This is a genomic window from Bradyrhizobium sp. BWC-3-1, from assembly GCF_032917965.1.
Taxonomy (GTDB): Bacteria; Pseudomonadota; Alphaproteobacteria; order Rhizobiales; family Xanthobacteraceae; genus Bradyrhizobium; species Bradyrhizobium canariense_D.
In genome coordinates this window covers 8,214,968-8,235,730 of sequence record NZ_CP136625.1, presented here as the reverse complement: position 1 = coordinate 8,235,730, position 20,763 = coordinate 8,214,968, and the positions used below count along the sequence as shown (strand labels likewise).

Sequence of the window (20,763 nt, the reverse complement as noted above, 5' to 3'; positions counted from 1 at the left end):
AAACCAGACGTTATCCAGCTATGAATTGATGGCCCGTAGAGGTTGGGTCACGAAATGGAGCCTCACGAGTGATCGCGTGACAAAAGACATTGTTGGAATCGACGCGATCCGCGGGCCCGGTCATGACGTCAATCCGAACAAGACGCAGCCAGAGAGTTGGCGGCTTGCAATCGCCGTCGCGATCGGATGTGGACTTGTCGGCCTTGCGCTCCGCTACGTTGCCCGGGAACACGCGACCGATGACGCCATTCAGCATCTGATCCCCTGGTATGTCTTTGCTCGCGATCACGGAGTCGCCGGGCTGGCCGAAGCCTTTACCAACTACACGCCGTTCTACAGCTACCTCCTGCTGATTGCCGCCCGATTTGATTGGCTAGGCGAGCCACTTTCCCTCGTGAAAGCGATCTCGGCAGTATTCGAGTTGGGCTGCGCGATCACTGTGGCCCAGATCGTCTGGCGAGCGACAAAGCTGCCGTCGCGAGCTTCCCTGGCCTTCTGCGCTGTCTGGCTTGCACCGACGGTGATCTTCAACGGCGCGGTGTGGGCGGAGAGTGATTCGATCTGGACGTACTTCACGCTGGTTTCCATCGCGCTGTTCATGCGGGACCGAAATGGCGTTGCGTCATTTGCGATGGCATTTTCGGTGAAGGCTCAGGGCGTGTTCCTGGGACCCTTCGTGCTCGGCATGATTCTGCGCCGCAGGATCCACCCGGCATGGCTCGCCACCGTTCCCGGGATCTATGTGGTTCTCGCCATTCCGGTTCTGGTCGCCGGTAGATCTTTGGCCTCCGTGTTCGCGGTCTATCTGGACCAAGCTCACACCTTCAATCGCCTCACCATGAACGCAGCGAACATCTGGGTGCTGGCTGGCGGACTGCCGTACGCGATCGGAGTCGCCGTCGGCATGGTGCTCGCGGCCGCGAGCGGGCTCGCCTTGTCGATCTTCATCGCGCGCTCTCGACGGGCGGGGCCGGAGTTTATTCTGCTCGTCGCCTGTGTATCGCTCATGCTCATGCCGTATCTGCTCCCGAAGATGCACGAGCGGTACTTCTACGCGTTCGAGCTTGCGTCGATCGCGCTGGCCTGCCTCAATCCGCGCTATGTGCCCTTCGCGGTGATTGCTCAGGTCGACGGCGTGTTATCCTATCTCGCGTTCGAAAACGGAATCGTCCTGGGCGTGCTGCCGGCGGCACTCTGCAACAGCCTTCTCGTGTACTACCTCGTGCATGATCTTTGGCGCGGCGAACGTGGATTTCGCTTTCCGAAGCTTGCTTGGCTCGGCTTCATCGCGTCGACCGCGGGATTGTTCTCCTATCTGGTCATCGAAGGGCCCGGTTTGAACATATCGCCCCTGTACCTGCTCGCCACGGGTCTCGTGACAGCTGCGGCGCTGCTGCTCCTGAAAGAGTCGCGTGGCGACTTGGCCGGCCCGGACCAGTTGCCTTAATCCTGGGCGACCCGCGTCATCGAGCCATCAGCTGTCAAACATGATCACGCTGCGCAGCGTCTTGCCGGCCTTCATGTTGGCAAACCCTTCGTTGATCTCGGAGAGCTTCAGCTTGGCCGAGATCCAGTCTTCCAGATGCAGCCGGCCGCGCAGGTAGAAATCCACCAGCCGCGGCATGTCGACGCGAAAATGGTTCGAGCCCATCGATGAGCCCTGGATCCTGCGCTCGCGCAGGAAGTCGAAGCCGTGCAGCTCGATCTTCTGGCCGAACGGAATCATGCCGACGATGGTGGCCGTGCCGCCCGAGGCGAGCATGCCGAAGGCCTGCTCCGCGGTCTCCTTGCGGCCGAGCACCTCGAAGGAATGATGCACGCCGCCATTGGTGAGATCGCGCACCTGCTTCACGACGTCGCCGTCTGCCGGATTAATGATGTCGGTGGCGCCCAGCTTGGTCGCGAGCTGGAGCTTGGCCGGGTTGGTGTCGATGGCAATGATGCGGCCGGCGCCCGCGATCTGCGCGCCGTTGATCGCGGCCATGCCGACACCGCCGCAGCCGATCACGGCCACGGTCTCGCCGGCCGTCACCTTCGCCGTGTTCACGACCGCGCCGTAGCCGGTGATGACGCCGCAGCCGATCAGCGCGGCCAGATCGAGCGGCATCTCCTTGCGGATTTTGACGATCGCGTTCTCGTGCACCAGCATCTGCTCGGCGAAGGACGAGAGGTTGAGGAACTGATGCAGCTTCTCGGAGCGAGCCCATTGCATCCGATTGGACACCCCCGGCAGCAATTTCACCGTGGTGTCGGTGCAGAGCACCGTGCGGCCCGTGGTGCAGTTGTCGCAGGTGCCGCAGAATACCGAAAGACAGGTGACGACATGATCACCGGGCTTCACATAGGTGACGTCGGAGCCGACCTGCTCGACGACACCGGCCGACTCGTGCCCGAGCACCGCGGGCAGCGGATGCGGATAAAGGCCTTCCATGAAGTGCAGATCGGAGTGGCAGAGACCTGCGACCGAGGTCCGGATCAGGACCTCGCGCGGGCCGGGCTTCGGCAGGCTGACATCCTCGATGACTAGGGGCTTGTTGACTTCATGGAGGACGGCCGCCTTCATCGAGCACTCCCTATCGCTTTTTTTGCTTCGAACGTGGGTGCAGCCTACGCTGCCAGGACCAGTTCGCCAACCTCGCTCATGCTGCCTGCACGATCGCCGAGCAGCAGCGCCGCGATCTTCTGCTGCACGGCATTTTCCGTCAGCCGGAACGGATCGCTCGGCGACACCCGGTGATCGATCACCAGCCGCGACAACAACAGCCTGCGCGCATCGCCCCGCATGTCGTGAATACGATGCGCCTCCCAGGCGAGCGCGACGGCACCGGCGACATGATAGAGCAGGCTGGTGGCGCGGCGCGCATCGGCCTCATTGTCGGCCTTTCCCGCGACCTCGCGTGCGAAGCCCACCGCACGATCGGTGAGCGTGTGCAGCCGGTCGCGCCAGGCCTGCGGCACCGAGGGGCTGTCATCGAGGCGAGCATGCAGATCGGCGGCCAGCGCGGATTCGGCGCCGTGGCGGCCGACCGCACGCCTCAGCGCATCGATCGCGACGATGTTGCCGGTGCCTTCCCAGACCGAACCGAGATGCGCGTCGCGGAGCAGGCGGGCGGTCGCGAATTCCTCGATATAGCCGATGCCGCCGCGCATCTCGAGCGCATCGCCACAGACCTTTCGCGCATCGCGGGTGGCGCGGAATTTCAAGGTCGGCGTCAGGATGCGCAGCAGTGCGGCCGCATCCTGGCTGCCGGCCTCGGCGCGGTCGAGCGCGTCCGCAGTGAGAAAGCTCATCGACAACGCCTGCTCGACCGGCAGCATGATCTTCAGCATCTGGCGCCGACCTAGCGGCAGGTCGATGATGCGGTTGCCGAACACCACGCGGTTTTTCGCCACCGTCATCGCGTCATGGTAGGCCCGCCGCATCAGCGCGGTGGATTTGACGCCATTTGAGAGCCGCGACGAGTTCACCATCTCGGCCATCTGCACGAAGCCGCGGTCGAGCTTGCCGACCGCGTAGGCGATCGCGCCTTCGAGCTTGATTTCACCCGAGGCCATCGAGCGCGTGCCGAGCTTGTCCTTCAGACGCACGATCCGGTAGTGGTTCTGCGAGCCGTCGTCGAGGAAGCGCGGCATCAGAAACAGGCCGACTCCGCGCGTGCCGGGGCCGGCACGTTCGGGGCGCGCCAGCAGCATCACGATCTTTGCGTCGGCGTTCGAGCAGAACCATTTTTCGCCGGTGAGGCGCCAATGGTCGCCTTCCTGCACGGCCGTCGTGGTCAGCGTGCCGACATCGGAGCCGCCTTCCTTCTCGGTCATGAACTGGCCGCCCTGGGTCAGCTTGCTCATGTCGGTCTGGGTTAGTCCGTCGAGATATTTCGCCTTCAGCGCCTCGCTGCCGAAATTCGCGAGCAGCTTGGCGCAGCCGTCGGTGACGTTGATCGGGCAACCCATGCCGAATTCGGTCTGGTTGAACAGGAAGGTGAAGGCGTGCTTGGCGACGACAGGATATTTGTCCGGCCAGCCCATGATGCCCTTGCGGATCGAGAGCGCGTGGATGCCGAACTCGCCGAAGGCGGCCTTCTCCAGCTCGCGATAGGCCGGGTGGTATTCGATCCACTGCACGTCGCGACCGAACTTGTCGCGCTGGTGCAGCACCGGTGTGTGCCGGTCGGCGAGCCGCGCGCATTCATCGAGCACGCCGCCGGCGAGTTCGCCCAGCCGATCGAGATGCGGCTCGATGTGGCGGAATAGCGTCTCCGGTAGATGAATGCGGAGGAGATCGGTGAGTGCCTGATCGGCGCGGTAGAAATTCATGCCGGTGGTATCGGGAGCCAGCAGTCCGGATGGTGCGGCCGCGACCTGTTTTGGCTGCGCGGGGGCCGGCTGTCGCATGATCATCCTCTTCGTTTCCGCCTTGCGGTCATTTTGCGCTGATTTGGCGCTTGCCGCTTGTGATGATGTCGATCATGCTCCAGTCGCGAAAGCGGATAAAGCCGCAAATTGTCAGGGAGGCATGATCGCCGTGAGGGCGCAATTCGCTCTGCGGAATTATGATCGTCCCGGCTGGTTGTCCGCGCGGACCGTGCATAGATCAGCGGCTTCCCGTCTTCGAGAGATCACGCCATGGAACACCCGAAATACAAGATCGCCCTCATCGTCGGCGCCGGCGAAGGCCTGAGCGCCTCGCTGGCGCGGTTGTTGTCCGCCCAGGGCATCCGCGTCGCGCTGGCCGCGCGAAAAATCGAGAAGCTCGGCGCGCTCTGCAGCGAGACCGGCGCCAAGGCCTATGCCTGCAACGCCACCGAGCCTGATGCGGTCGAACGCCTGTTTGGCCTGGTCGAACGCGAGATCGGCATGCCCGACGTGGTCGTCTACAACGCCAGCGGCCGCGCGCGCGGGCCGTTCGTCGATCTCGTTCCGGCCGACGTGGCGAACGCCATTGCGGTCAGTGCCTATGGCGGCTTCCTGGTGGCGCAGCAAGCGGCCAGGCGCATGCTGCCGAACCAGCACGGCGCGATCCTGTTCACCGGCGCTTCGGCAAGCGTCAAGGGCTATGCGCAGTCCGCGCCGTTCGCGATGGGCAAGTTCGCACTGCGCGGGCTCGCGCAGAGCATGGCGCGCGAATTGTCGCCGCAAGGCATCCATGTCGCCCATTTCGTGATCGATGGCGGCATCAGGAGCGCAGCGCGCACGGAAGCGCCGGAGAAGCCGGATTCAATGCTCGATCCCGATGCCATCGCGGAGAGCTACTGGAACGTGTTGCAGCAGCCGCGCAGCGCCTGGAGCTGGGAGCTGGAGCTGCGGCCCTGGGTGGAGAAGTTTTGAGGCAAGCTGCCGTAGGGTGGGCAAAGGCGCATAGCGCCGTGCCCACTATCAACGACGAAACAGCAATTGGTGGGCACGCTTCGCTTTGCCCATCCTACAAGGGCGGGAATCATGTCCACGGAAACCACCATCGATACCGGCACCAGTGAACTCCTCTGCGTGATCCGCGATCGCGTCGCATTGATCACGCTGAACCGGCCCGAGGCGCGCAACTCGCTGTCGGACGCGCTGACCCCGGCGCTGCGTACGATGATCCGCTCCTGCGGCGAGAACCCCGATGTCGGCGCGCTGCTGATCACCGGCGCCGGCGAAGCGTTCTGCGCCGGCGGCAACGTCAAGGGCATGGGCGCGCATCGCGACCCGAAGAAGCTGGAGATGTCCTTTGACGACAAGGTCGCCGATCTCCAGGAGCGGCAGCGCCTGCTCACCGGCGCGCTGGTGTCGGTGCGCAAGCCGACCATCGCGGCGCTGCCGGGGCCGGCGGTCGGCGCGGGGCTCGCCATCGCCATGGCCTGCGATATCCGCATTGCCGCGCAATCGGCCTTCGTGGCCACCGGCTATGCGCGCATCGCGCTGTCCGGTGACTATGGCATCGCGTGGCTGTTGACGCGCCTCGTCGGCACCGCGCGGGCGCGCGAGCTGCTGTTCACCGGCGATCGGGTCGATGCTGTCAGGTGCGAGGCCATCGGCCTCGTCAACCGCGTGGTGCCCGATGACAAATTGCAGGCGGAGGCCTTTGCACTGGCAAAATCCCTCGCTGAAGGTCCGCGCCTCGCGTTGCGCTACATGAAGGACAATCTCGACGAGGCCCTGCTGTTCGACTTCGAGACCGCGCGCGACCACGAGGCCGAACGTCTGGTTCGCCTGACCACGACCGCCGATCACAAGGAAGCGGTGCAGGCCTTCATCGAGAAACGCAAGGCGGTGTTCACGGGGAAGTAGCGGCGCAAAAATGCCCGGCTCTGGTTTTCGCCAGGCCGGGCTCGAGTGGTGTCAGGCCGAGGCTGAGGGGCTATCGGCCTGACGGGAAAGAGCGACGAGGCGCCAGCTCGCGCAGGGAATGTCTTTCGGTGCGACGGAGATCTCCTTGTCGAAGCGCACTAGCTTCCAGTCGTCCGGATGGTTGACGAAGGCGAAGTCCGATTTACGCGCGACCGAGATCATGGCGGCGTTGGAGCGCAGCGTGTCGCCGAACATGTGGTCGGCGCCGAGCGCGGCCGCGCGGCATTCAAGATTCTTCATCAGCACGGTGGCGATGCCGTGGCCCTGCCAGCGGTCGGCAACCGACAGACCGAATTCAAGCGTCGCGGTTTCGGCATGCAGCGCATAGCGCGCTTCGGCGACGATGGTCTCGAAGCCGTCGACCATCATGGTCGCCACCACGGTAAAACGTTCGCGCTCGCCGATTTGAAGGAATTCGTGCAGCAGGCCCTGCGGCAGTTCGCTGATCGCGCCGAAGAAGCGGTTGTATCGGGACCGCGTCGAGAGCGAGCGAAAATAGTGCTGGAGCTCCTCGGTGTCGCGCGGCTCGACGAAACGAACGCGCAGCGCCTCGCCGTGTCGCGTGCGCAGCGTGTCCGAATATTGCTTCAGATCTTCCAGGCGAAGGGTGCTCATGACACGCGCCCCCAAGGGGACCAAAGGGGAAAGGGACCGCCGGCGCCCCCACAGTCAGGCGGCGCCGGCCTGGCGGCCAATCAGGCCCGCCAGAAGGGTTTGTCGGCCTCGTAGGCGACATCGCTCCAGGACAGTCCGACGTCCTGAAGGTCGCGCGCGGACCAGTTGGTGAGCTCACGCCGGGTCCGGTAACGCTCGTGCCAAACGTGAAGCGTCTCGCCGATCTGGTGGATCAGCCCTGGCGCATGATGATTTGTCATCGAATTCTGGGTCAAAGTAGACATTGCCAGCTCCTGGAGCTAAGTTGACCGCTAATATCTGCTTCCGGGTGCACTGCGACAAACGACAATTTGTACTCTTTCGCATGAAATAACGTCATGTATCCTGCTGCCAGATGACTGCCAGATTGCCCTCCCTGAATGGATTGCGGGCCTTTGAGGCCGCCGCGCGCCATCTCAGCTTCACGCTGGCGGCGTCCGAGCTGAACGTGACCCAGACCGCGATCAGCCACCAGATCCGCAGGCTCGAGGAGGAGCTCGGCATCCGCCTGTTCGTCCGGCAGAACCGCGCGCTGGCGCTGACGGCCGAGGCGCGCGACTATCTGCCGGGCGTCCGCGCCGCCTTCAACGACCTCCGGCTTGCCACCGATCGGCTGCTGCGCAAGGACGATGACAAGGTGCTGACGGTCTCGACGCTGGCTTCGCTCGCCGCAAAATGGCTGCTGCCGCGGCTGACCGATTTCCAGGAGCACCATCCCGGCATCGACGTCCGTATCACGACCTCCACCAGCCTCGTCGACTTCCAGCGCGACAATGTCGATGCCGCGATCCGCTACGGGCGCGGCCAGTGGCCGGGCTTGCGCGCCGACTGGCTGATGGCGGACGAGCTGTTTCCGGTCTGCAGCCCGTCTCTGCTGCGTGGCGACAAGCCGTTGCGCTGTCCCGAGGACCTCAAGAGCCACATGCTGCTGCACACCTCCAACGCCAACAGCGACGACTGGCGGCTGTGGTTGACGGCGGCGGGTCTGCCGGCCGACATCGCCAGGCAGCCCGGCATCACCTTCGACATGATCTTCATGACCATCCAGGCCGCGATCGACGGCATCGGCGTGGCGATGGGGCGGACCTCCTATGTCCAGGACGACATCGCCAAGGGGCGACTAGTGGTCCCCTTCAAGATCGCGCTGCCGGCCGATGCGGGCTTCTACCTGGTCGCGCCGGAGGGGCGCCGCGAAGCGCCGAAGCTCGCCGCATTCCGTGAGTGGATGATCGCGGCAACGCGGAATAAGGCCTGAAATCGTGCCGGCGCATGTCCGCGCAACCTGCTTCTCGCTACAGCTCCACCACGACGTAGTCGCTCTCGATCTTCACGGGTATCGTCTCGGCGACATACGGCCCCTTCACCACGCTTGCACCCGGCTCGACATGGGCCGGGTAGGCCTTCACGCGGAAGCGGCGAGGGTCGCAGTAGGACTGGCCGGTGCGGATGTCGAACTCCCAGCCATGCCAGGGGCAGCGAATGATCTCGCCGAGCTTGGTATATTCGATCTCGCCCGGATCCTTCGATTGCGCGAGCCCGATCAAGGGTCCCTCGCACAGCGCAGCGCCCTGATGCGGGCAGCGGTTCATCAGGCCGAAATATTCACCCTTGATGTTGAAGATTGCGATCGGCCGTCCGTCGATCTCCAGAAATTTTCGCGTGCCGGGCGGAAGCTCGTCGACCGCGGCAATCACATGCCGCGCCATCAACTGATCCCGTACAGCTTCTTCGCATTGCCGAGATAGAAGGCCTCGCGGTCGTCGTCGCTGACGCCCGCGGGCAGCACGCGCGACGGCTCGTCGTAATCCCAGTGCGGATAGTCGGTCGCGAACAGTAGCCGGTCCCAGCCGATCCACTTGATGACATCGAACAGATCCTCGCGCCGCTCCGGATCCTCCATCGGCTGCGTCGTCCACCACACCTGCTCGCGGATATATTCGGACGGCGGCCGCTTGACATGCGGCACCTCGCTGCGCAGGCGCTGCCAGACTTTGTCGAGCCGCCATGCTAGCGACGGCGCCCAGCCGAAGCCGGCCTCGATCATCACCATCTTCAACTTCGGGAAGCGCTCGAACACGCCCTCCAGCACGAGGCTTGCGAGCGCCGATTGCTGGCACTGCGAGTGGCCGACCATCTCCTCGATGTAATAGGAGGGCCAGCCCGACGGCGTGATGGGGTTGCCGCCGAAGCCGAAGGCGTGGACGCCGACGGGAAGGCCGGCCTCTTCCGCAGCCTGATAGATAGGCCAGTAGCGACGCTGGCCGAGCGGCTCGACATTGCGGCTGAGCAGCAGCACCTGCACGAAATTCTTGTCGCCGGCACGCTCGCGGATTTCCGCGGCGGCTGACAGCCCGTCCTCATTGCCGACGACGATGGACGCCTTCAGCCGCTTGTCCTTGCTGGTCCATTTGTCGATCTGCCAGTCGTTGATCGCCGAGCACAAGGCCGCCGAAAGCTCGTGATTGCGGATGCCTTGCCCGGTGTTGAGCGGATTGAGCACGCCGAGCTGCACGTTGTTGGGATCGAGCAGCTGCTTCTGCATGAAGGACAGCGAGGAGCCCTGCGGCCCGCCTTCCGGCGGATAGGCGTCGCGGCGCGAGGCGTTGGGCTGGGCCTTCGGATAGGGCGGGCCTTCCATCATGCCCTGATAGGCATGGACGCCGTACACTTCGAGATGATGCTGCCAGCGTTTGGCCAGGTAGGGATAGAGCTCGGCGCGGGTCGCGCGTGCCGGATGGATGTCGCAGTCCGCGATCGCGGTTTTGACGGCCAGTGGGGAAGCGGCTTCGGAGCTTTCGCGGAACTGAATATTCATCGCCTTGCCTCCTTTGGCAGCGGCTAAGTCAGGCGGGGATAGGTCGCTTGCGGATTATCGATCATGATCTTGCGCACGAGATCGGGGGTGAGACCTGCGGGCAGCGCCTCCTGGCCGTCGAACTGCCAGTGCGGATAGTCGGTGGAGAATACGACCAATTCGTCGGACTGCATATGATCAAACAGGCGAATTAATGTCGCCTCATCCGGCGGTGCATCGAATGGCTGCAACGAGAAGCGGATGTTGCTGCGCACAATGTCCAGCGGCGCGCGATCAACCCACGGCGTCTCCATCCGCACCCCACGCCAGAACTTGTGCAGGCGCCATAGAAATGGGGAGATCCAGGACACCCCGGATTCAAGCATCACCATCTTCAGCCGCGGATATTTGACGAACACGCCCTCGACGATCAGGCTGGTGAGCTGGGTCTGGAACGCCTGGGCCTGACCGGCATAATCCTCGATGTGGTAGGAACCCCAGCCCACGGCGGTCGGCGGATTGTGATAGGCGGAACCGGCATGAATGCCGATCGGTAATTCCAGCCGTTCCGCCGCCTCGTAGATCGGCCAGAGCGCGCGCTTGCCGAGCGGCGTATCGCCCATCACGAGCATCAGCACCTGCACGAAGCGGCGGTCCGTCGCACAGCGCTCGATCTCGGCGACGGCCTTCTCGACGCTTTGGGTGGGGATCACGATCGAGCCGCGCAGCCGCGGATCGCGATCGAGCCATTCCTTCACGAGCCAGTCGTTCAGCGCGCGGCAGAAGGCGGCCTGCAGATCCTCTGAAAACACCATCTGCACGCCGTAGAGCGGATTGCAGATGGCGTGCGAGAGCTGGAAGGGATCGAGCACATGGCGCTGCATGTCCGCCAGGCTTTCACCCGGCTTGCCGCTTTCGGGGCGCCAGTCGGGCCGCGCCGTGATCGGCGAGTTCTGCGGGTAGGATTGCGAGATGAGATCGACCATGCCGCGCGTCGTCACCTGATCGCGCCAATACTCGTTCAGGTACGGCAGCAGGCTGGTCAGATGCGGCACGGCCGGATGCACATCGCAATCCACTCCGCCGGCGATCAGGGACGCCATGACGTGTCCTTCACGTTTCCTCGTCGCGTCTTTCCCGCGGGCAGAGCTTGGCCGCTCCGCCCTTTGGCCGCCATTCAAGCAGGCCTGCCCGTTGGCTGCAACTCGGCCAACGGCGCTGTCATATGCTAGAAAGGCCGAGCTCGGTTGCGAAGCAATAAGGGGTCAAGGAATGAAAGAGCTCGTCGGCATTGCGGAACAGGTCGCAGCGAAGCTGATCGCGCGCAAACAGACCATTGCTGTTGCGGAATCCTCGACCGGCGGCCTGATCTCGGCCAGCCTTCTCGCGGTGCCCGGCGCGTCCGCTTATTTCCTCGGCGGGGCCGTGGTCTACACTCGCGATGCCAGGCGCGTGCTGATGGATATTTCGGACGAAGGAATGAAGGGCTTTCGTTCCTCCTCGGAGCCCTACGCGCAATTGCTGGCCGGGCAGATGCGCAGCCGTTTCAACTGCGATTGGGGCCTGTCGGAGACCGGGGCGTCCGGTCCCACCGGCAATCGCTACGGCGATGCGGCGGGCCACAGCTGCATGGCGGTCGCCGGGCCCGCAGTCGAGGTGATGACGCTTGAGACGGGCAGCAACGACCGCTTGGCCAATATGCAGACCTTTGCAGCGACAGCGCTGAAATTGCTGCTGAAGAATCTGGAGCGGTGAGCTCGCGGCCTCCCGAATATCTGGCTGTGCCGGAGAATGTGTGGTGTGACGCGCTCTTTACCGCGACACGTGCGCCGACACCGCCAGCCACGTCCCGTTCGTCTTCGCCCAGCAATCGGTATAGCGCCCGGTGGCCTGCTGGCCGTCCGCATTGGTGTAGCTCGTTGCCGCGTGGATGATGGCGAAATCACCCATGATACGGATGATGACGTCGTGCTCTCTGAGGTTTCGGATCGCAATCGGCCGCGCCGTCTGCTTCAGGAAGGCCTCGCGATCGACCAGCGTCTTGTCGGGATTGGAGCAGTAGAACTCCGGCGCCAAAATCTCGTCGAAGCGCTTGACGTCGCAATTCTGCACCGAGGCCACATAGTCGCGGTTGAGCGCGGTGAGCTGTTCGAGGTCGTTGCTCATGGGGTTTCTCTCAGTCATTGAACAAGGGCGGCGGCACGAACCCGCCGAACTCGCGTTCGATCAGCTCGGCGAGCTTCAACGGCGTGTGGTCCTCGAGGAAGGGCCCGATGATTTGCACGCCGACCGGCAGGCCGTCCTTCGATAGGCCGAGTGGAACAGCCGTTGCCGGCAGGCCCGTCAGCGTGGCGATGCCGGGCCACGCAAGCTGGTCCGGATAGGCGTGGTCCTTGCCATCGATGTTGATTCGGCGCTTTTCCTGCTCCGGCGAATGATCATGCGGATAGGCCGGCGTGGGCATGATCGGACAGATCACCGCATCGAATGTCTTGAACAATTGCCGCCATTGCGCGCGCAGGCCGGCGCGGGCGCCCTCGTCGAATACCCAGGCCTGATGCGTGCTGGTGATACCACGCAGCCGTTCGGCAGCGAGACTCTTGTCGTCGGGTGAGAGCTGCGCTGCACCGGCACGCGCGCCCGCGAGATTGTCCGGCGGAAGGAAGGCGCCGAGGAAGCTCATCAGCATGCGCATGTAGAGGCGAGAAGCCTCCGTGAAGTCCGGAAACAGCGGACTTTCGCGCGCCACGCGCGCGCCCGTGCCCGTCAATTGCCCCGCCAGTTTTTCGATCGCGCCGCGAATATCTGCATTCGCAGGCAGCAGCGGATGGCTGTCGATCACCAGCACCCGGAAATCCTTCAGCGCGCGGTGTCGCGCCTCCGGCAGCGCGAGCTTGTATCCGATGCCCAGGTCCAACGGATCGGGGCCTGCCACCACGTCCAGGAGCAGGGGCAGGTCGACTGCGCTCCGCGCCATCGGACCGATCACCGCCATATCGCGCTCCATCGGGATGGCTGGAAAGGGCGGCGGCGTGTGGCCACGCGTTGGACAGAGATTGTAGGTCGGCTTATGCGCATAGACCCCGCAATGGAAGGCGGGCACGCGCAACGAGCCGCCGATGTCGGACCCAAGCGAGAGTGGTCCGTAGCCTGCCGCGAGCGCCGCAGACGAGCCGCCCGACGAGCCACCCGGCGTGCGGCCGAGATCGAACGGATTGTTCGTCGTGCCGTAGATCTCGTTGTAGCTCTGCCAATCCGCCAAGCCCACGGGGACGTTGGTCTTGCCGAGGATGACGCCACCGGCCTCCTTGACCCGGGCGATCGACAGCGCGTCCTCCGCCGGCTTGAAATCTTTCTGCGGCGTCCAGCCCCAGGTCGTGGGCAGGCCGGCGATGTTGTAGGATTCTTTCACAGTGATGGGGAGACCGAGCAGCGGCTTTCGCTCGCCGCGCGCCAATGCGGCGTCTGCCTCGCGTGCGGCGTCCAGCGCACGGTCGAAATCCCGGACGCAGATCGCGTTGACCTTGCTGTCGTGCCGTTCGATGCGGTCGATCGCATCCTGCGTGAGCTCGACCGCGGAAACCTTCTTGGCCGTCAGTGCCGCCGACAGCTCGACCGCGCTCTTGAAGCTCCATTCGGATTTGGCCATCCCGCATCTCCTGTTCTTAGCGTGGAACAATGATGCGCAGTTTGGCCCAGCACCGCAACCGCCGTTTGATCGCGATTGACATCTGAGCAAGACGGAACGCGGTGAGCCAAGCAACCACTCGCAGTCATCGCCCGGCTTGACCGGGCATCCAGTATTCCACCGGCGCCGATTGGACACGGACAGGTCGCGGCGTGCTGGATGCCCGGTCAAGCCGGGGCATGAAGGCGTCCTACGCCGCTCCGATCAATATCCCCACCGCCAGCACGATCGCGCCGCCGAGCACGATCTGGAACACGGCCTGGAGGAACGGCGTGTCCATGTAGCGCGCGCGGATGAAGGCGATCGCCCACAATTCGAAGAACACGACAATTCCGGCGATTCCCGTCGCGATCCAGAATGCGTTGGCCCAGCTATCGGGCACGAGATAGGGCAGGGTGTGCCCAAGCCCGCCGAGCGTCGTCATCAAGCCGCAGGTGAGACCGCGCAGCCAGGGCGAACCACGCCCGGTCAGCGAGCCGTCGTCGGACAGCGCTTCCGCAAAGCCCATGCTGATGCCGGCACCGATCGAGGCGGCGAGGCCGACCAGAAATGTTTGCCAATTCTGATGCGTGGCGAAGGCAGCCGCAAACAGCGGCGCCAGCGTCGAGACGGAGCCGTCCATCAGGCCGGCGAGACCTGGCTGCACATATTGCAGCACGAACATGCGCCGGTTGGTGCGGTCTTCCTCGGCGCGCACGTCTGAACTCAGGATCCGGTCCGTCAGCTTCGCCGCCACCTCTTCGTGGCCCTTCTCGGCCTCGGCCAGATCGCCGAGCAGGCGGCGCACGCCGACATCCTGCGCCTGTTCAGCGGCCTTCACGTAAAAGCGCTCGGCCTGCAATTCCATTGTCTCGACCTCCTTGCGGATGGTGTCGAGCGACAGGTTTTTGGTGAGCCAGACCGGACGGCGGCGCAGGAAGCCTTTGACGTCCTCGCGGCGGATCGGGGGCAAATGCGGACCGAAGCGCTGCTCGTACATTTCCAGCAGCATGTGGCGATGGCCGCGCTCTTCCTCGGCCATCTGTTCGAAGATCTTGGCGGAGTCCGGATAGCGCTCCTTCAGGTCTTCGGCGAAGCTCATGTAGATGCGGCTGTCCTCCTCCTCGGAGGAGATTGCGACCGCAAGCACCTCGCGCTCGGTCAGATCGGCAAAATTCTTCACGGCGGCCCTGTCTGATTAGTTTAGAATAATTCTAAACTATATAGGGCGCTTGGGTTCCCGGGTCAAACCACGCTTCGGCTCTTCGCCAGGAAATCGAGCAGCAGGCGGCTCACCTCGGCCGGCTGCTCCTGCTGCACCCAGTGACCGGCGCCGTCGACGAGGTGGCAGCCCAGCAGCTTCGTGCAGGCCCGCGCCTGCATGGCCTCGAATACGCCGGGACGCTGATAGGTGCCCCAATCCTGCTTGCCCGAGATGAAGCAGGAGGGGATGTCGATGTTGCGGCCGGCCAGCAATTGGAGCTGGCTGTTGAATGCGCCCGATGTGCCGCAGCGGTACCATTGCAGGCCGCCCTGGAATCCAGTGCGGCCATATTCGGCGCTGTAGTAGCCGAGCTCGCGGTCGGGCAGCCATTGATTGGCGGCGATTGCGGCCTGCGAGGGCATCTCCTTCGCGACCGTCTCGGCCATGGTCTCGTTCAGGTCCATCACATAATAGGTCGGCAGCTTCGCAAGCTCGTTCGCCGACCAGGATTTCAGCGGATATGGCTTGTTGTCGGTCCAGTCCGCGCTCTTGTGATGATAGTAGGCGCGCAGGAAATCATGCACGCCCTGTGGCGCGCGGTGCATGTCGGCATTGGCCGGGCGTGTCGCATAGTACCATTGATAATGCTTGCGTGGACGCGGCAAGGCGGCGAGCTCGCGATGCACGGGGTCTTCGGCCGCTGGCTTTACCGGCGTGTCGACCGTGTTGAACGGCAGCGGCGGCGCTCCGCCGAATGGCGCGCTCATCATCGTCACCGAACGAAATACGTCGGGCCGCATCAGCGCGCACCAGGCCGCGACTGGGCTGCCGAAATCATGTCCGACCACGTCGACTTGCCTGTAGCCGAACGCCGACACCAGCCCGAGCGCATCCCGCACCAGGTTGAAGAGCGAAAAGGGCGCGAGATCGCCGTCATACTCCGCGCTCCATCCCGTCGTCCGGCCATAGCCGCGCTGGTCCGGCGCGATCACGTGATAGCCAGCCGAGCTCAGCGCCGGCATCACCTTTCGCCAGGAGAAGGCAAGCTCGGGAAAGCCGTGCAGCAGCAGGGTGCAGGGCCGCCCCTTGGTCTCGAAGCCGGCCTCCAGCACATGCATGCGCAGGCCGTTGATATCGTCGACATAGCGTGAGCGGATGCCGGCGGGGAGCGGGATGTCGGGGAGCATTGTCATTTGCTTTCTCCACACGGGTGGAATCGTAAGGTGGGCAAAGGCGCGCTTCGCGCGCCGTGCCCACCATCATTCTACAACGCGTTTGGCATGGTGGGCACGCTTCGCTTTGCCCACCCTACGATTGCGCCATTCGACTACACCGCCGCGCATACGAAGCCACTGCCCTTGCGCCGGATATTCCCAACGGACGGCGAGGGGAAATGCGCGGTGCAGCACAACGTGTCGGTATCGCAATAGCGTTCCAGGAAGCTGCGGCGCGTCGTTGCCGCCTTGGCCTGATCGAGGTCGAACTTGACCGACAGCTCCGGATAGAGCGTCTGCAACGGCGAGTGCATGAGGTCGCCGGAGAACACGGCGTCATCCCTGCCGTGGCCCATCGTGATGGCGATATGGCCCGGCGTGTGGCCCGGCGTCGGCAGAATACGAACGTGGTCGCCGATCTGGTGATCGTTGCCGACAAGCTCGTGGCGTTTGGCCTCGACCACCGGCAGCACGCTGTCGGCGAAGGGCGGCACCTCCGCCTTCGCGTTCTGCTCGGTCCAATGATCGAACTCCTGCTTGGCGAAGACGTAGCGCGCTTTCGGGAAGGTCGGCACCCAGCGGCCGTTCTCCAGACGCGTGTTCCAGCCGACGTGATCGACATGCAGATGCGTGCACATCACGAAGTCGATGTCGTGAGGCGAGAATCCGGCAGCGTTGAGTCCGCGCAGATAGGTGTCGTCGGTCTTCATGTTCCATTTCGGGCGCTGCGGCCGCGGCTTGTCGTTGCCGATGCAGCTGTCGACCAGAATGGTGTGGTGCGGCGTCTTGATCACATAGGACTGGAAGCACAGCATCAATGTGTCGCTGTCATCCAGGGCTTTCGCCTCCCTCATCCACGCGCGGTTCTCGGCCAGCAGCTCCGGTGTCAGCCCCGGCAACATCTCCAGCGCCGGGACGAACGAGGTTTCCTGCTCGATGATGCGATGGATGGTGAGATCGCCGACCGCGTATTTCAGGCTCATGCTCGCTTCCTTGCACTCAGCGTGCGTCACGCACGGACGGAATGACGATGTTGGAGAGGACGTCGATCGCGGCCAGCCCTTCCTTCGGCTGGCCGTATTGGGCAGCGGTGGTCATCATGACGAGGTCAAGCTCAGGCACGATGAAAATGCGTTGTCCGCCCCAGCCGAAGGCGCCAACCCATTTGATTTCCATCCCGCCGGCCAGCGAGCGGCCCATCCACCATTGATAGCCGTAGAACAGCGTGCCGCCGAAATAGCCGATCGCCTGGAAGCGCGGCGCGATCGATTGTGCAATCCAATCGGCCGAGACGATTTGTTGGCCGTTCCACTGGCCGCGATCGAGCACGAGCTGGCCGAGCTTGGCGGCATCTCGCGGACGCAAGCGCAGGCCGGCGGCCGCCGCGATCTTGCCGTTCTTCGGGTAGGCCTTCCACTCGAAATCGGTGATCCCGAGCGGCTGGAACAGCACCTCGCGCGCAAACGTCTCTAGCGGCTTGCCCGAGACGCGTTCGAGGATGTTGCCGAGCAGTTCAGTCCCGCCGCCATTATAGGTCCAGAGTACATCCGGCGGTGCGGCGATCGGTCTTGCGAGCACATAGCTGATCGGATCGGCTTCAAAGGTGAGATGCGGCTCGTCGTTGTTCGGATCGGTCCATGCTCGCGCCTCGTCCCATTTCATTCCCGAGGACATCGTCAGCAGATGGCGCAGCGTGATGGCCTCCCAGCCCGCTTGCTTCACCGCCTGATGATCGGGGAAGAACTTGAGCACAGGCTCGTCGACGCCTTCGATCAGCTTGCGATCGATCGCGATGCCGACGAGCAGCGAAACGATGCTCTTCGATGCCGAACGGATGTCGTGCTTCGTCGTCGCGGTGAATTCGCGCTGGCCTTCCGGTTGTCCCCAGGGTTGGTCGTAGCCGGCGAAGTATTGCTCGAAGACGAGCTTGCCGTGGCGCGCGACGACAACCGAATGGACCGAAGTCGCGCGTTGCCCGAGTCGGGCGGCGATGCCGCAAAGTTGCGCGCCGTCCATGCCGACGCTGTCGGGCGACGCAGTCATCCAGCCGTCGTCGGTTGACGATGGCGGTTCGCAGGCGAGGTTTCGCTGTCCAGGCACCATGCCGTCGGCTTGCACGGAAGTGGTTGAGACGGTCAACGCGAGCATGAGGCTCGCGCCGAGAATGCCGAGGCGGGGGAAGCGATCGAGCATCATCCTTCTCCCCGCCGTCGCGATACTACGCCGCTGGCGGCACTGAGATCTTCACGGAGGGCCGCTCCAGCATTTTCTGGTGGAACGCGTCGAGCTTCGGATAGGCCTTGCGCCAGCCGCAATCGGCGAAGCGGAAGTCGGCATAGCCGAGCACGCAGACGAGGCCGATCTGCGAGATGTCGAACGGACCGTTGAGGACATCGGGCATGTTCTCGAAGCGCGCCATGCCGGTCCAGGCCCGGTTCCAATGGTCGTCCGACCACGCCTGCCATTGCAGGCCCTGCGGCCGCACCATCTTCTCGTAGCGGCACAGCAGCATGGAATCGAGCATGCCGTTGATCAGGGAATGATTGGTCTTGGCCTTCCAGCGCCGCGGACCGTAATCGGGGATCAGGCTGCCGCCGGCCATCTCATTGAGATATTCGACGATGACATACGAGTCCAGGATGACGTCGCCGTCATTGGTGATCAGCACCGGCAGCTTTTTCAGCGGCGTGATGCGTGAATAGTCCTCGTTGGCCGTGCCGGGCGCGACGCTCGCCGGCGTGAGTTCGATCTTGTCGATCAGCCCGAGCTCGATCGCGGCGATGCGCACCTTGCGGGCAAAGGGCGAGGCGGGGGAGAAGGTGAGCTTCATGGGACAATTCCCTGCGATCGGTCTTGAGCAAATGGTGTCTCGTCCGTCATGGCCGGGCTTGACCCGGCTATCCACGCGCGTCCGCGTGGATAGACTGTGAGACGTGGATGCCCGGGACAAGCCCGGGCATGACGACGAGTGTGCGCTGGCCGCGGCTTACGCCGCGACGATCTCCTGGCGCTGCTCGCCGAGGCCCTCGATGCCGAGCGTGATGACGTCGCCGACATTGAGGAAGGTCGGCGGCTTCATGCCGAGGCCGACGCCGGGCGGGGTGCCTGTCGTGATGATGTCGCCCGGCAGCAGCGTCATGAACTGCGAGACATAGGAGATGCACTTGGCCATCGAGAAGATCATGGTCTTGGTCGAGCCGGTCTGACGGCGCTGGCCGTTCACGTCGAGCCACATCGGCAGGTTCTGCACGTCCTTGATCTCGTCCTTGGTGGCGAGCCAGGGACCGAGCGGGCCGAACGTGTCGTGCGACTTGCCCTTGGTCCACTGACCCAGGCGCTCGATCTGGAAGGCGCGCTCGGAGACGTCGTTGCAGACGCAGTAGCCGGCGACGTGGTTGAGCGCGTCGGCTTCCGAAACGTATTTTGCGCGCGTGCCGATGATCGCGGCGATCTCGACCTCCCAGTCGAGCTTGGTCGAGCCGCGCGGCTTCTCGATGGCGTCGTTCGGGCCGGACAGCGAGGTGTTGGCCTTCATGAAAATGATCGGCTCGCTCGGGATTTCCGCGCCGGTCTCCTTGGCGTGGTCGCTGTAGTTGAGGCCGATCGCCACGAATTTCGACATGCCGATAACGGGGGCGCCGAACCGCGGCTTGCCGGAGACGGCGGGCAGCGAGGCCGGATCGAGCGCCGCCAGCTTCTTCAGGCTCTCGGGCGAATAGGCCTCGCCGGTCAGGTCCTTCACATGCGCCGACAGGTCCCGCAACTGGCCGGATTTGTCGATCAGGCCGGGCTTTTCCGCACCCTTCTCGCCATAACGAACAAGCTTCATTCTCGTTTCTCCCTGGAATGGACCGATCGGTTAAACAGCTTCATGGAACAGGGCGGCGGGAAATTCAACCGCTCAAAGAGGGCGCATTGCAGCCCTCTCGATTCGGGAGGTTCGTCCGGGGCACGAGACTAGGCCAGCGCCTCGAACCTGAATGCGTCCCCATCCCGCTTGATGTGCCCGGCCGAAAAGTGCCCGCCGATCACCAGCGTCGGGGTGTCGGCAAACCGGCCGAACAATTCGCGCCGCGTCGCGGCAGATTGGCTCTGATCGGAATCCGCGTTCGAGGACCAGCCGAGATGCGCCATCTGGCAGGGATGATGGGCGACGTCGCCCGTCAGCAGTCCCTGCTCGCCGTCCGACCGGATCAGAACGCTCATATGCCCGGGGCTGTGGCCGGGGGTTGGGATCATGCTGATCTCCTCGCTGAGCCGGTGGTCGCTCGCGACCAACTCCGCCCGGCCGGCATCGACGATCGGCTTCACGGAATCGACAAACACGGCCTGCTTGTCCGGCTCGGTGGAGTGGTCGCGCCAGTGCTGGTATTCGGTCTTGCCGAAGACGTAGCGCGCGTTGGGGAAGCTCGGCACCCATTTGCCGTCGACCCATTTCGTGTTCCAGCCGACATGATCGACATGAAGATGCGTGCACAGCACGGTATCGATGCTGTCGGGCGGAAAGCCCGCCGCAATCATCGTCTCCAGGAATGGTGTGGTGCGATTGTTCCAGGTCGGGACGTTGCGGCCCTGCTTGTCGTTGCCAAGTCCGGTATCGACCACGATGCGGCGCGAAGGAGTTTCGAGCACCAGCGAATGGATCGACATTTTCAGCCGGCCTTCTTCCGTGGCGAAATGCGGGATCAGCCAGGGCAGCTTCCGGATTTCATCGTTGGTTGCTGCCGGGAGGATGAAGCGGGTTGAACCCACCGTCTCCATCTCGACGAGTTTGGTGATCTTGACCCTGCCGACTTTCCACTGCATCCGGCGCATCCCCATGTTCTTGTTTGATGTTCTTGCTTTGCGGGGGAACATGCGCAGTTTCGCCCTCAGGCGCAATGGATCATCTGACGCCGTGCGG

The 20,763-nt window shown here is 63.8% G+C and carries 21 protein-coding genes; 5 read left to right on the top strand and 16 right to left on the bottom strand.

From position 1 onward, the window contains the following. Positions 1 to 28: 28 nt before the first annotated feature. Complete coding sequence (locus RX329_RS39465) at positions 29 to 1,447, top strand: hypothetical protein (protein WP_317246488.1); 1,419 nt, start codon at positions 29 to 31, stop codon at positions 1,445 to 1,447. A 27-nt stretch (positions 1,448 to 1,474) separates the two neighbouring features. On the opposite strand, the gene RX329_RS39460 is transcribed toward RX329_RS39465, so the two are convergent. Further along, a complete protein-coding gene (locus tag RX329_RS39460; RefSeq protein ID WP_027515339.1) occupies positions 1,475 to 2,563 on the bottom strand; it encodes a Zn-dependent alcohol dehydrogenase in 1,089 nt (362 codons plus the stop codon). A 44-nt stretch (positions 2,564 to 2,607) separates the two neighbouring features. Then, the gene (locus tag RX329_RS39455) at positions 2,608 to 4,392 is read right to left on the bottom strand and encodes an acyl-CoA dehydrogenase family protein (RefSeq protein ID WP_317245423.1); all 1,785 of its coding nucleotides are present in this window, start codon (positions 4,390 to 4,392) and stop codon (positions 2,608 to 2,610) included. Positions 4,393 to 4,623: 231 nt separating this feature from the next. Here RX329_RS39455 and RX329_RS39450 point away from each other — a divergent pair, with 231 nt between their 5' ends. Next, the gene (locus RX329_RS39450) at positions 4,624 to 5,325 is read left to right on the top strand and encodes an SDR family NAD(P)-dependent oxidoreductase (protein WP_018457582.1); all 702 of its coding nucleotides are present in this window, start codon (positions 4,624 to 4,626) and stop codon (positions 5,323 to 5,325) included. 111 nt (positions 5,326 to 5,436) lie between these two features. After that, positions 5,437 to 6,267, top strand: a complete 831-nt coding sequence (locus RX329_RS39445; RefSeq protein ID WP_018457581.1) for an enoyl-CoA hydratase — start codon at positions 5,437 to 5,439, stop codon at positions 6,265 to 6,267. A 51-nt stretch (positions 6,268 to 6,318) separates the two neighbouring features. Here the strand turns inward: RX329_RS39445 and RX329_RS39440 are convergent, their stop codons facing one another. Then, positions 6,319 to 6,942, bottom strand: a complete 624-nt coding sequence (locus RX329_RS39440; protein ID WP_018457580.1) for a GNAT family N-acetyltransferase — start codon at positions 6,940 to 6,942, stop codon at positions 6,319 to 6,321. Between the two features lie 80 nt (positions 6,943 to 7,022). Next, positions 7,023 to 7,226, bottom strand: coding sequence for a DUF1127 domain-containing protein (locus tag RX329_RS39435; RefSeq protein WP_007599575.1), 204 nt, complete (start codon positions 7,224 to 7,226; stop codon positions 7,023 to 7,025). A gap of 110 nt (positions 7,227 to 7,336) precedes the next feature. Between RX329_RS39435 and RX329_RS39430 the strand changes: the two genes are divergently transcribed. Then, positions 7,337 to 8,236, top strand: coding sequence for a transcriptional regulator GcvA (locus tag RX329_RS39430; RefSeq protein WP_026233402.1), 900 nt, complete (start codon positions 7,337 to 7,339; stop codon positions 8,234 to 8,236). 37 nt (positions 8,237 to 8,273) lie between these two features. On the opposite strand, the gene RX329_RS39425 is transcribed toward RX329_RS39430, so the two are convergent. The 3 genes from RX329_RS39425 to RX329_RS39415 are packed head-to-tail and all read right to left on the bottom strand — an operon-like array spanning position 8,274 to position 10,878. Continuing rightward, positions 8,274 to 8,687: a Rieske (2Fe-2S) protein gene (locus RX329_RS39425; RefSeq protein WP_018457577.1), complete on the bottom strand. Its 414-nt coding sequence runs from the start codon at positions 8,685 to 8,687 to the stop codon at positions 8,274 to 8,276. Then, a complete protein-coding gene (locus tag RX329_RS39420; RefSeq protein WP_018457576.1) occupies positions 8,687 to 9,796 on the bottom strand; it encodes an amidohydrolase family protein in 1,110 nt (369 codons plus the stop codon). The genes RX329_RS39425 and RX329_RS39420 overlap by 1 nt, the downstream gene beginning before the upstream one ends. Before the next feature lie 23 nt (positions 9,797 to 9,819). After that, positions 9,820 to 10,878, bottom strand: coding sequence for an amidohydrolase family protein (locus tag RX329_RS39415; protein ID WP_085361664.1), 1,059 nt, complete (start codon positions 10,876 to 10,878; stop codon positions 9,820 to 9,822). Positions 10,879 to 11,047: 169 nt separating this feature from the next. Here RX329_RS39415 and RX329_RS39410 point away from each other — a divergent pair, with 169 nt between their 5' ends. Further along, on the top strand, positions 11,048 to 11,530 hold the full coding sequence (locus tag RX329_RS39410) for a CinA family protein (protein WP_018457574.1): 483 nt from the start codon (positions 11,048 to 11,050) through the stop codon (positions 11,528 to 11,530). Between the two features lie 57 nt (positions 11,531 to 11,587). Here the strand turns inward: RX329_RS39410 and RX329_RS39405 are convergent, their stop codons facing one another. The 9 genes from RX329_RS39405 to RX329_RS39365 all read right to left on the bottom strand — a co-directional run bounded on the left by RX329_RS39405 (position 11,588) and on the right by RX329_RS39365 (position 20,666). Continuing rightward, a complete protein-coding gene (locus tag RX329_RS39405) occupies positions 11,588 to 11,941 on the bottom strand; it encodes a nuclear transport factor 2 family protein (RefSeq protein WP_018457573.1) in 354 nt (117 codons plus the stop codon). A 10-nt stretch (positions 11,942 to 11,951) separates the two neighbouring features. Next, positions 11,952 to 13,424, bottom strand: coding sequence for an amidase (locus tag RX329_RS39400; protein ID WP_085361663.1), 1,473 nt, complete (start codon positions 13,422 to 13,424; stop codon positions 11,952 to 11,954). 229 nt (positions 13,425 to 13,653) lie between these two features. After that, entirely contained in the window at positions 13,654 to 14,625 is a 972-nt protein-coding gene (gene mbfA, locus RX329_RS39395) for an iron exporter MbfA (protein ID WP_018457571.1), read from the bottom strand. A 62-nt stretch (positions 14,626 to 14,687) separates the two neighbouring features. After that, positions 14,688 to 15,839: an alpha/beta hydrolase gene (locus tag RX329_RS39390; RefSeq protein WP_085361662.1), complete on the bottom strand. Its 1,152-nt coding sequence runs from the start codon at positions 15,837 to 15,839 to the stop codon at positions 14,688 to 14,690. Between the two features lie 134 nt (positions 15,840 to 15,973). Next, positions 15,974 to 16,843, bottom strand: a complete 870-nt coding sequence (locus tag RX329_RS39385; RefSeq protein WP_085361661.1) for an MBL fold metallo-hydrolase — start codon at positions 16,841 to 16,843, stop codon at positions 15,974 to 15,976. A 16-nt stretch (positions 16,844 to 16,859) separates the two neighbouring features. Next, positions 16,860 to 18,053: a serine hydrolase domain-containing protein gene (locus RX329_RS39380; protein ID WP_085361680.1), complete on the bottom strand. Its 1,194-nt coding sequence runs from the start codon at positions 18,051 to 18,053 to the stop codon at positions 16,860 to 16,862. A gap of 25 nt (positions 18,054 to 18,078) precedes the next feature. Continuing rightward, positions 18,079 to 18,690: a glutathione S-transferase family protein gene (locus RX329_RS39375; RefSeq protein ID WP_018457568.1), complete on the bottom strand. Its 612-nt coding sequence runs from the start codon at positions 18,688 to 18,690 to the stop codon at positions 18,079 to 18,081. A 156-nt stretch (positions 18,691 to 18,846) separates the two neighbouring features. Beyond that, a complete protein-coding gene (locus RX329_RS39370; protein WP_085361660.1) occupies positions 18,847 to 19,689 on the bottom strand; it encodes a fumarylacetoacetate hydrolase family protein in 843 nt (280 codons plus the stop codon). 128 nt (positions 19,690 to 19,817) lie between these two features. Beyond that, complete coding sequence (locus RX329_RS39365) at positions 19,818 to 20,666, bottom strand: MBL fold metallo-hydrolase (RefSeq protein ID WP_026233400.1); 849 nt, start codon at positions 20,664 to 20,666, stop codon at positions 19,818 to 19,820. Between the last annotated feature and the right edge of the window lie 97 nt (positions 20,667 to 20,763).

Bases quoted from the DNA above. Each gene is read 5' to 3' on its own strand.
- RX329_RS39465 (WP_317246488.1), top strand. From the start codon at position 29: ATGGCCCGTAGAGGTTGGGTCACGAAATGGAGCCTCACGAGTGATCGC.
- RX329_RS39460 (WP_027515339.1), bottom strand. From the start codon at position 2,563: ATGAAGGCGGCCGTCCTCCATGAAGTCAACAAGCCCCTAGTCATCGAG.
- RX329_RS39455 (WP_317245423.1), bottom strand. From the start codon at position 4,392: ATGCGACAGCCGGCCCCCGCGCAGCCAAAACAGGTCGCGGCCGCACCA.
- RX329_RS39450 (WP_018457582.1), top strand. From the start codon at position 4,624: ATGGAACACCCGAAATACAAGATCGCCCTCATCGTCGGCGCCGGCGAA.
- RX329_RS39445 (WP_018457581.1), top strand. From the start codon at position 5,437: ATGTCCACGGAAACCACCATCGATACCGGCACCAGTGAACTCCTCTGC.
- RX329_RS39440 (WP_018457580.1), bottom strand. From the start codon at position 6,942: ATGAGCACCCTTCGCCTGGAAGATCTGAAGCAATATTCGGACACGCTG.
- RX329_RS39435 (WP_007599575.1), bottom strand. From the start codon at position 7,226: ATGTCTACTTTGACCCAGAATTCGATGACAAATCATCATGCGCCAGGG.
- RX329_RS39430 (WP_026233402.1), top strand. From the start codon at position 7,337: ATGACTGCCAGATTGCCCTCCCTGAATGGATTGCGGGCCTTTGAGGCC.
- RX329_RS39425 (WP_018457577.1), bottom strand. From the start codon at position 8,687: ATGGCGCGGCATGTGATTGCCGCGGTCGACGAGCTTCCGCCCGGCACG.
- RX329_RS39420 (WP_018457576.1), bottom strand. From the start codon at position 9,796: ATGAATATTCAGTTCCGCGAAAGCTCCGAAGCCGCTTCCCCACTGGCC.
- RX329_RS39415 (WP_085361664.1), bottom strand. From the start codon at position 10,878: ATGGCGTCCCTGATCGCCGGCGGAGTGGATTGCGATGTGCATCCGGCC.
- RX329_RS39410 (WP_018457574.1), top strand. From the start codon at position 11,048: ATGAAAGAGCTCGTCGGCATTGCGGAACAGGTCGCAGCGAAGCTGATC.
- RX329_RS39405 (WP_018457573.1), bottom strand. From the start codon at position 11,941: ATGAGCAACGACCTCGAACAGCTCACCGCGCTCAACCGCGACTATGTG.
- RX329_RS39400 (WP_085361663.1), bottom strand. From the start codon at position 13,424: ATGGCCAAATCCGAATGGAGCTTCAAGAGCGCGGTCGAGCTGTCGGCG.
- RX329_RS39390 (WP_085361662.1), bottom strand. From the start codon at position 15,839: ATGACAATGCTCCCCGACATCCCGCTCCCCGCCGGCATCCGCTCACGC.
- RX329_RS39385 (WP_085361661.1), bottom strand. From the start codon at position 16,843: ATGAGCCTGAAATACGCGGTCGGCGATCTCACCATCCATCGCATCATC.
- RX329_RS39380 (WP_085361680.1), bottom strand. From the start codon at position 18,053: ATGCTCGATCGCTTCCCCCGCCTCGGCATTCTCGGCGCGAGCCTCATG.
- RX329_RS39375 (WP_018457568.1), bottom strand. From the start codon at position 18,690: ATGAAGCTCACCTTCTCCCCCGCCTCGCCCTTTGCCCGCAAGGTGCGC.
- RX329_RS39370 (WP_085361660.1), bottom strand. From the start codon at position 19,689: ATGAAGCTTGTTCGTTATGGCGAGAAGGGTGCGGAAAAGCCCGGCCTG.
- RX329_RS39365 (WP_026233400.1), bottom strand. From the start codon at position 20,666: ATGCAGTGGAAAGTCGGCAGGGTCAAGATCACCAAACTCGTCGAGATG.